Raw genomic sequence first — 10,389 nt, 5'->3', positions numbered from 1 at the left:
TCGACTACCTCGGCCGCATCGACTTCCAGGTGAAGCTGCGCGGCTTCCGCATCGAGCTGGGCGAAATCGAAGCCGTGCTCTCCTCCCACGCTTCCGTGCGCGAGGCCGTGGTGACGCTGCGCGAGGACGGGAATGGCGGAAGGCTGGTGGCCTACGTCGTTGCCCAGGAGGACCACGCCTTCGACGCGGGCTCGCTGCGCGCCTTCCTCCAGCAGCGGTTGCCCGACTTCATGTTGCCCTCGGCCTTCGTCGGCCTGAAGGCGCTGCCCCTGACCCACAGCGGCAAGGTGGACAGGAAGGCCCTGCCCTCACTGGACGCCGCGGTCACCGACAGCGCCGAGTACGTCGCACCTCGCAACGAGACGGAGCAACGGCTCGCCGCCCTCTGGGGTGAGGTGCTGCACGTCGAGCGCGTGGGGCTCCACGACAACTTCTTCGAGCTGGGTGGCCACTCGCTGCTGGTCACCCAGGTCGTCTCACGCATCCGCGCCTCCTTCGGCGTGGAGCTGCCCCTGCCCACCCTCTTCGAGGCTCCCACCCTCGAAGCCCTCGCCAGGGTCGTGGAGACCGCCACCGGCTCGGCGCGTGCGCTTGCACTGCCGCCGCTGCACCCCGCCTCTCGCGAGCAGCCCCTGCCGTTGTCGTTCGCTCAGCAGCGGCTGTGGTTCCTCGACCAGCTCGTGCCCGACAGCGCGATGTACAACCTGCCCGCGCCGCTGCGCCTGGAAGGCACGTTGGACACCGCCGCCCTGGAGCGCAGCCTCACCGAGCTCGTGCGCCGTCACGAGGTGCTGCGCACCTCCTTCCCCGAGGAGGCCGGCCAGCCTCTCCAGATCATCGCCCCGCCCGCGCCGCTGCCGCTGGAGCGCGTGGACCTCAGCGCCCTGCCCGCCGACAAGCGCGAGGCCGAGGCACACCGGCTCATCGAGGCCGAGTGCCGCAAGCCCTTCTCGCTCGCGCAAGGCGCCCTGCTGCGCGCGCTGCTGCTGAAGCTCGCCGACACAGAGCACGTGCTGTTGCTCAACATGCACCACATCATCTCCGATGGTTGGTCCATGGGCGTGCTGGTGCGCGAGGTGGTCGCCCTCTACGAAGCCTTCTGCCAGGGGAAGCCCTCGCCGCTGCCCGAACTGCCCGTGCAGTACGCGGACTTCGCCGCATGGCAGCGCCAGTGGCTACAGGGCGAGACGTTGGAGGCCCAGTTCTCCTACTGGCGCCAGCAGCTCGCCGGGGCGCCCCAGGTGCTGGAGCTCCCCACCGACAGGCCCCGCCCCGCCACTCCGTCCTACCGCGGCGCCACCCTTGCCCGTCAGCTGCCCAGGGCGCTCTCGCAAGCGCTCCAGGCACTCTGCCAGCGCGAGGGTGTCACCTCGTTCATGGCCCTGCTGGCCGGCTTCCAGTCCCTGCTCTCGCGCTACTCCGGCCAGACGGACATCGTCATTGGCACCGACATCGCCGGACGTACCCACGCCGACACCGAAGGCCTCATCGGCTTCTTCGTCAACCAGCTCGTCATGCGCGGGGACCTCTCTGGCGACCCCACCTTCCGCGAGCTGCTGGGCCGGGCTCGTCAGGTGGCGCTTGGCGCCTACGCCCACCAGGACGTCCCCTTCGAAGAGCTCGTGCGCGTGCTCAACCCCGAACGCAGCCTCGCCCACGCTCCGCTCTTCCAGGTGAAGCTCGCGCTGCAGAACACCCCCACCTCGGAGCTGAAGCTGCCGGGTCTCGCCTTCCGCAGCGTCGAGGGCAACACCGGCTCCGCGAAGCTCGACCTCTCCGTCTTCGTCAACGAGACGCCCGAGGGCCTGGCTTGCCTCTGCGACTACAGCACTGACTTGTACGACGCGCAGAGCATGGCCCGCCTCCTGGAACACCTCCAGGTGCTGCTGGAGGCCGCCGTCGCCCACCCCGACACCCGCCTGTCCTCCCTCCCCCTTCTCACCGAGGCCGAGCGCCAGCGAGTCCTCGTCGAGTGGAACGACACCCGCGCGCCGCTGGCCGTGGACACGTGCATCCACCACCTCTTCGAGGCCCAGGTGCGGCGCACGCCGGACGCGCCCGCCCTTTGCTTCGAAGGCGCCTGGCTCACCTACCGCGAGCTGGATGCACGCGCCAACCAACTGGCGCACCACCTGCGCTCGCTCGGAGTCGGTCCCGAGGTGCGCGTCGGCCTGTGCGCGGAGCGCTCCCTCGAATTGGTGGTGAGCCTCTTCGCCATCCTCAAGGCTGGCGGCGCCTACGTCCCGTTGGACCCGTCCTACCCCCGTCAGCGCCTGGAGTGGATGCTGGAGGACGCACGTCCCGCTGTGCTCCTGGCACAGCCCTCCTCGAGGTCCCTCCTCCCAGAGGCTCCGGGTGCGTCCGTCGTCGTTCTCGACCTGAATGACGAAGCGCTGCATGGCCTGCCGACGCACGCGCCCTCGCCGCTGGCCACTCCCGACAGCCTCGCCTACGTCATCTTCACCTCGGGCTCCACAGGCCGCCCCAAGGGCGCCATGAATGCCCACCGGGGCGTCGTCAATCGCCTCCTCTGGATTCAGCACGCCCAGCCCCTGTCTGCCCAAGACGTCGTGCTTCAGAAGACTCCCTACAGCTTCGACGTCTCCGTCTGGGAGTTCTTCTGGCCCCTCATCTCCGGCGCTCGTCTCGTCCTCGCACGCCCTGGTGGCCACCAGGAGCCCGACTACCTCGCTCGTCTCATTTCAGAGCAGCGCGTCACCACCACTCACTTCGTCCCCTCCATGCTCCAGCACTTCCTGGAGCAGCCCGGCCTGGAGCGTTGCACCTCCCTCCAGCGCGTCGTGTGTAGCGGCGAAGCGCTCTCCCCTGAGCTCGCGCAGCGCTGCCTGCAGCGGCTGCCATCCGCCCAACTGCACAACCTCTACGGCCCCACCGAAGCCGCCGTCGAAGTCACCGCTTTCCATTGCCTGCCCCAGGACGGCCGACACTCCATCCCCATCGGCAGGCCCATCGCCAACACCTCCATTCGCCTCCTCGACTCGCACCTGCGGCCCGTTCCCACGGGCGTGCCCGGCGAGCTCTTCATCGGCGGCATCCAGGTTGGCCGTGGCTACCTTGCCCGGCCCGAGCTCACCGCCGAGCGCTTCATCCCGGACCCCTTCAGCGACACGCCCGGCGCGCGCCTCTACCGCACCGGCGACAAGGCCCGCTGGCTGGCGGACGGCAACATCGAGTACCTCGGCCGCCTCGACTTCCAGGTGAAGGTGCGCGGCCTGCGCATCGAGCTGGGTGAAATCGAAGCCGCTCTGGAGAAGCACCCCCAGGTGCGTCAGGCCGTGGTGGTGGTGCGCGAGGACCCCCGAGGCGACAAGCGCCTCGTGGCCTACGTGGTGCCGCCCGCGGGCGCACAACCGCCCTCCACCAACGACGTGCGCGACTTCCTCCGGCAGAAGCTGCCCGAGTACATGGTCCCCTCGGCCTTCGTTGCACTGGAGGCCCTGCCCCTGACGAGCAGCGGCAAGGTGGACAGGAAGGCCCTGCCTGCTCCGGATGCGGCGCTCGCGACCACCGTCGAGTACGTCGCTCCGCGCAACGCCACAGAGCAGCTGCTGTGCGACGTCTGGGCGCAGGTGCTCGGCCTGAAGCAGGTGGGCATCCACGACAACTTCTTCGAGCTGGGCGGCGACTCCATCATCAGCCTCCAGGTCGTCGCGCGCGCGCGCCAGGCTGGCCTGGTGCTCGCCACCCGCCAGCTCTTCCAGCACCAGACGGTGGCGCAGCTGTCCCTCGTGGTGAAGTCCTCCTCCGACACGCTCAGCGAGCAGGGCCCTGTCACTGGCTCGGTGGTGCTCACCCCTGCCCAGCACCACCTGCTGGCGCACGATGCGGCGCACGCCCACCACTTCAACCAGGCCATGCTCCTGGCCTCGCGCGAGCCGCTGGACGCTTCTCGCTTGGAGACGGCACTCGCTCACGTCGTGGCCCACCACGATGCCCTCCGCCTGCGCTTGCGCCAGCATGAGGGTGAGTGGCGGCAGGAGAACGTCGGCCCCGACGAGGCGCCCCTCCACCTGCTCCAGGTGGACCTCTCCGCCACGTCCGCCTCCGAGCAGCCCGCCGCGCTCGAAGCCGAGGCCTCGCGTCTTCAGGCCAGCTTCGTCCTGGCGCAGCCGCCGCTGCTGCGCGCTGCCCTCTTCCACCTCGGCAACGGCCAGCAGCGCCTGCTCCTCGTCGCCCATCACCTCGTCATCGACGGCGTCTCCTGGCGCGTGCTGCTGGAGGACCTCGAGGCTGCCTATCAGCAGCTCCAGCAGCGCCTCACGGTGAGGCTGCCGGCGAAGACGACCTCCTTCCAGTCCTGGGCGCGCCGCCTGCAGGACTACGCTCGCTCCGATTCACTGTCCCCCGAGACATCCCTCTGGTTGGACGAGGCCCGTGCGCAGGTGGCCCCGCTGCCCACCGACGCCTCCGGCCCCAACACGCAAGACTCCGAGCGCTCCGTCGCCATCGCCCTCGATGCCGAGGAGACGAAGCTGCTGCTCCAGGAAGTGCCCTCCGCCTGGCGCGCGCACATCAACGACATCCTGCTCACCGCCCTCGCCCGCGCTCTCACTGAGTGGACCGGCCAGTCCCAGGTCCTCGTCCACCTGGAGGGCCATGGCCGCGAGGAGCTCTTCGAAGGCGTGGACCTCTCGCGCACCGTGGGCTGGTTCACGTCCTTCACGCCCGTGCTGCTGCCCGTACCGTCGAGCGGCTCGGCGGGCGAGTGCCTGCGCTCGGTGCGCGACTCGCTGCGCCGTCTGCCTCACCACGGCATCGGCTTCGGCGTGCTCCAGTGGCTCGGACCGACCGATATCGCCCAGCGGCTCCAGGCCATGCCCGCGCCGCAGGTGGCCTTCAACTACCTCGGCCAGTTCGATGCCACGGTCGCTTCCAGCCGGTTCTTCTCCCCGACCAGCGAGTCCTCCGGCCCTTCCATCTCCCCCTCCGCTACGCGACTGCATGCACTGGAGATCAACGGCTCGGTCTTCCAGGGCCGCCTGCGGTTCTCCTTCGGCTACAGCACGCACCTGCACCACGCGGCCACCATCGAGTCGGTGGCCGGGCGCTTCCTCCACCACCTGCGCGCCCTCATCTCCCTGCGCACATCCGAGGACGCTCGCCGCTTCTCTCCGGGTGACTTCCCCCTCGCGGCCCTCTCCCAGCCGTCGCTCGACTCGCTGCTGCAACAGACCGGGCCCGACATCGAGGACGTCTACCCGCTCTCCCCCACGCAGCAGGGCATGTTGTTCCATGCCCTGCTCGCGCCCATGGCCTCGACCTACTTCGAGCAGCTCTCCTGGACGGTCACCTCCGCCCTCGATCTGCCGGCCTTCCTGAGGGCCTGGAGGTTCTGCCTCCAGCGCCACACCATCCTGCGCTCCTCCTTCCATTGGGAGGGCCTCGATGCACCGCTCCAGGTAGTCCACTCGCAGGTGGAGCTGCCCTTCGAGCTGATCGATTGGAGCACCCTACCCGAGGCAGAGCAGCACGCCCGCTTCGAGCAACTCATGCGCGAGCAACGCCAGCGTGGCTTCGAGCTGCGCCGCGCGCCGCTCATGCGCCTGACGGCCGTGCGACTGGCGGACAGCTCCGTGCGCTTCATCTGGAGCCATCACCACCTGCTGGTGGATGGCTGGAGCCTCGGCGTGCTCATGAAGGAGGTCTTCTCCCTCTACGGCGCCTTCCGCTCCGGCTCCCCGCCCCGGCTCACCGGGACGCCGCCCTTCCGCGACTACATCGCCTGGCTGCAGCGCCGCGAGGCCTCCACCGATGAGGCCTTCTGGCGGGCCTACCTGGATGCGTTTTCCGCCCCCACGCCCCTGCCCGCGGACACCCATGCCGCGCCGCCACGAGGACAGGAGTCCGAGCACCTCACCCTCGAGCTGGGCCTCTCCGCCGAGGCCACGGCCTCGCTGCTGTCCTTCGCCCGTCAGCACCAGCTCACGCCCAACACGCTGGCACTCGCCGCGTGGGGCCTCGTCCTCTCGCACTACTCGGGCGAGCAGGACGTCGTCTTCGGCAACACCGTCGCGGGCCGGCCGCCCGAGCTGCCCGGCTCCGACAGTCTGGTGGGCCTCTTCATCAACACGCTGCCCACGCGCGTCCGCATGCCTTCGGACAGTGCGCCCCTGCGGCCCTGGCTCCAGTCACTCCAGGCCCAGCAGCTCGAGCTGCGCCAGTACGAGCACTCTCCGCTCGTCCAGATCCAGTCCTTCAGCCAGGTACCTCGCGGTGCTTCGCTCTTCGACTCGCTGCTCGTCTTCGAGAACTACCCCGTCGATGAATCGCTGGCGGATTCGGCCTCGTCGCTCCGGGTGAAGGACGTCCTGGGGTACGAGCGCACCAACTACCCGCTCACGCTCTCCGTTCTCCCCGGGCAGTTCCTGCGCCTCCGGGCTGTCTACGACTCGCCTCGGTTCGAGGCCGCGTCCATGCGGCGGCTCCTCGAACACTGGCGCAATGCCCTGCTCTCGCTGGCCTCCGCCTCCCGCGTGGGAGACGTCTCGCTGGCCTCCGAAGCCGAGCGGCAGCAGGTGATCGTGGAGTGGAACGACACCCGCGCGCCCCTGGCCGTGGACACCTGCATCCACCACCTCTTCGAAGCCCAGGTGCAGCGCACGCCGGATGCGCCTGCCCTTGGCTTCGAAGGCCAGTGGCTCACCTACCGCGAGCTGGATGCACGCGCCAACCAACTGGCGCACCACCTGCGCTCGCTCGGCGTCGGTCCCGAGGTGCGCGTCGGCCTGTGTGCGGAGCGATCCCTTGAGTTGGTCGTCGGCCTCTTCGCCATCCTCAAGGCCGGCGGTGCCTACGTCCCGCTCGACCCGTCCTACCCCCGCGAGCGTCTGGTGTGGATGCTGGAGGACGCACGTCCCGCCGTGCTCCTCGCTCAGCCTTCGCTGCTGTCTCGCCTCCCGGAGACGCAGGGGACCGCCGTGGTGTCCCTGGGCGACGAAGCGCCGCTCGGCCTCCCCACGCACGCGCCCGTCTCGCTGGCCACTCCGGACAGCCTCGCCTACGTCATCTTCACCTCGGGCTCCACCGGCCGCCCCAAGGGCGCCATGAATGCCCACCGCGCCGTCGTCAACCGCCTCCTCTGGATGCAGCAGGCCTATGGGCTCTCCGCTCAGGACGTCGTGCTGCAGAAGACGCCCTACAGCTTCGACGTCTCCGTCTGGGAGTTCTTCTGGCCCCTCATGGTCGGCGCGCGCCTCGTCATCGCCCGCCCCGGTGGCCACCAGGAGCCCGACTACCTCGCTCGTCTCATCTCCGAGCAGCGCATCACCACGCTGCACTTCGTCCCCTCCATGCTCCAGGTGTTCCTGGAGGAGCCGGGCCTGGAGCGCTGCACCTCCCTGAAGCGCGTGGTGTGCAGCGGTGAAGCCCTGCCGTTGGAACTGGCTCAGCGCTGCCTGCAGCGGCTGCCGTCCGCCCAACTGCACAACCTCTACGGCCCCACAGAGGCCGCCGTCGACGTCACCGCCTACGCGTGCGTGCTCGACGAGCCGCACCGCTCCATTCCTATCGGCAGGCCCATCGCCAACACCTCCATTCGCCTCCTCGACGCGCACCTGCGGCCCGTGCCCATGGGCGTGCCCGGCGAGCTCTTCATCGGCGGCATCCAGGTCGGCCGTGGCTACCTCGCCCGTCCCGAGCTCACTGCGGAGCGCTTCATCCCGGACCCCTTCAGCGACACACCGGGCGCGCGCCTCTACCGCACCGGTGACAAGGCCCGCTGGCTGGCCGACGGCAACATCGAGTACCTCGGCCGCCTCGACTTCCAGGTGAAGGTGCGTGGCCTGCGCATCGAGCTGGGTGAAATCGAAGCCACCCTGGAGAAGCACCCCCAGGTGCGCCAGGCCGTCGTCATGGTGCGTGACGGTTCACACCTGGTGGCCTACGTGGTGCCGCCCAAGGGAGAGCAGCCGCCCTCCACCGTGGACGTGCGCGACTTCCTCAAGACGAAGCTGCCCGAGTACATGGTCCCCTCGGCCTTCGTCACCCTGGAGGCCCTGCCCCTCAACTCCAGTGGAAAGCTCGACAGGAAGGCCCTGCCTGCGCTGGACACGGCGCTCACGACCACCGTCGAGTACGTCGCTCCTCGCACGCCGACGCAGCAACTCCTGGCGTCGCTGTGGAGTCAGTTGCTGGGACCGGCGCGCATCGGGGCCCACGACAACTTCTTCGAGCTGGGTGGCCACTCCCTGCTGGCGACCCAGGTCATCTCTCGCATCCGCGCCACTTTCGGCGTGGACCTGCCCATCAGCGCCCTGTTCGAGGCTCCCACCCTCGAAGCCCTCGCTGCGTCCATCGACGCCCTCGCGCGTCAGGGGCTCGGGCCGAAGCTGCCGCCCTTCCAGCCCGTCGACAGGTCGGGCGTGCTGCCGTTGTCGTTCGCCCAGCAGCGACTGTGGTTCCTCGACCAGTTCATCCCCGACAGCGCGCTGTACAACATGCCCGCGCCGCTGCGCCTGGAAGGCTCGCTGGACACCGCCGCCTTGGAGCGCAGCCTCTCGGAACTCGTGCGTCGTCACGAAGTGCTGCGCACCTCCTTCCCCGAGGAGGCCGGCCAGCCCCTCCAGGTCATCGCCCCGCCCGCGCCGCTTCCGCTGGAGCGCGTGGACCTCAGCGCCCTGCCCACCGACGCGCGCGAGGCCGAGGCACGCCGGCTCATCGAAGCCGAGTGCCGCAAGCCCTTCTCGCTCGCGCAAGGCCCCTTGCTTCGTGCGCTGCTGCTGAAGCTGACCGACACCGAGCACGTGCTGCTGCTCAACCTGCACCACATCGTCTCCGATGGTTGGTCCATGGGCGTGCTGGTGCGCGAGGTGGCGGCGCTCTACGAGGCTTTCTCCCAAGGCCAGTCTTCGCCCCTGCCCGAGCTGCCCGTGCAGTACTCGGACTTCGCCGCCTGGCAGCGCCAGTGGCTCCAGGGCGAGACGTTGGAAGCGCAGTTCTCCTACTGGCGGCAGCAGCTCGCAGGTGCGCCCCAGGTGCTGGAGCTGCCCACCGACAGGCCTCGTCCTGCCGTGCAGTCCTACCGCGGAGCCATCCTCTCGCGGCTCATGCCCAAGACGTTGGCTCGGGCACTTCAGTCGCTCTGCCAGCGCGAGGGCGTCACCTCCTTCATGGCGCTGCTGGCCGGCTTCCAGTCCTTGCTGTCCCGCTACTCCGGACAGACGGACGTCGTCGTGGGCACCGACATCGCCGGCCGTACCCATGCCGACACCGAAGGCCTCATCGGATTCTTCGTCAACCAGCTCGTCATGCGCGGCGACCTCTCCGGTGACCCCACCTTCCGCGAGCTGCTGGGCCGCACGCGGCAGGTGACGCTGGGGGCCTATGCCCACCAGGACGTCCCCTTCGAAGAGCTGGTGCGCGTGCTCAACCCCGAGCGCAGCCTCGCGCACGCGCCCATCTTCCAGGTGAAGCTCGTTCAGCAGAACACCCCGGCCGTCGCGTTGAAGCTGCCTGGCCTCTCCCTCCAAGGCGTGGAGGCCGACACCGGCACCGCGAAGTTCGACCTCACGCTCTCCATCAACGAGACGTCCGAGGGCCTGGCCTGCCTCTGCGACTACAGCACCGACCTGTACGACGCGGAGAGCATGGCCCGGATGCTGGAGCACCTGCAGGTGCTGCTGGAGGCCGCCGTCGCCCACCCCGACACGCGCCTGTCCGCCCTGCCCCTGCTCACTGCTACCGAGCGTCAGCAACTGTTGGTGGAGTGGAATGACACGGCGGCTGACTTCCCGGCCGACGCCTGCATCCACCACCTCTTCGAGGCCCAGGTGCAGCGCACGCCAGACGCGCACGCCCTCGGCTTCGAGGGCGCCTGGCTCACCTACCGCGAGCTGGACGCACGCGCCAACCAACTGGCGCACCACCTGCGCTCCCTGGGCGTCGGCCCCGAGGTGCGCGTCGGCCTGTGCGCGGAGCGCTCCCTCGAATTGGTCGTCGGCCTCTTCGCCATCCTCAAGGCCGGCGGCGCCTACGTCCCGCTCGACCCGTCCTACCCCCGTGAGCGCCTGGCGGGGATGCTGGAGGACGCGCGTCCCGCCGTGCTCCTGCTCCAGCCTTCCCTGCTGCAGCTCCTCCCCGAGACTCCAGGGGCCGCCGTGGTGTCTCTCTCGGACGAAGCGCTGCGCGCCCGGCCCACGCACGCGCCCACTCCGCTGGCCACCTCCGCCAACCTCGCCTACGTCCTCTTCACCTCCGGCTCCACTGGCCGCCCCAAGGGCGTCCAGGTGCCCCACCGCACCGTCTCCAACTTCTTCACCGGCATGGACGCCTGCGTCCACTCCCACCCCCTCGGTGTCTGGCTCGCCGTCACCCGCCTGTCCTTCGACATCTCCGTCCTCGAGTTGCTCTGGACTCTCGCTCGCGGCTTCC

Annotated in this window: 1 protein-coding gene; it reads left to right on the top strand. The window is 69.5% G+C overall.

Features of this window, described 5'->3' with window-relative positions:
• Nucleotides 1–10,389 (top strand): non-ribosomal peptide synthetase (locus G4D86_RS51185; protein WP_164003015.1); only part of this gene is annotated, 10,389 nt, incomplete at both ends.

The organism is Pyxidicoccus caerfyrddinensis (assembly GCF_010894405.1).
Taxonomy (GTDB): Bacteria; Myxococcota; Myxococcia; order Myxococcales; family Myxococcaceae; genus Myxococcus; species Myxococcus caerfyrddinensis.
The sequence above is the reverse complement of the archived record's forward strand: the minus strand, read 5'-3'. Positions and strand labels throughout refer to the sequence as shown.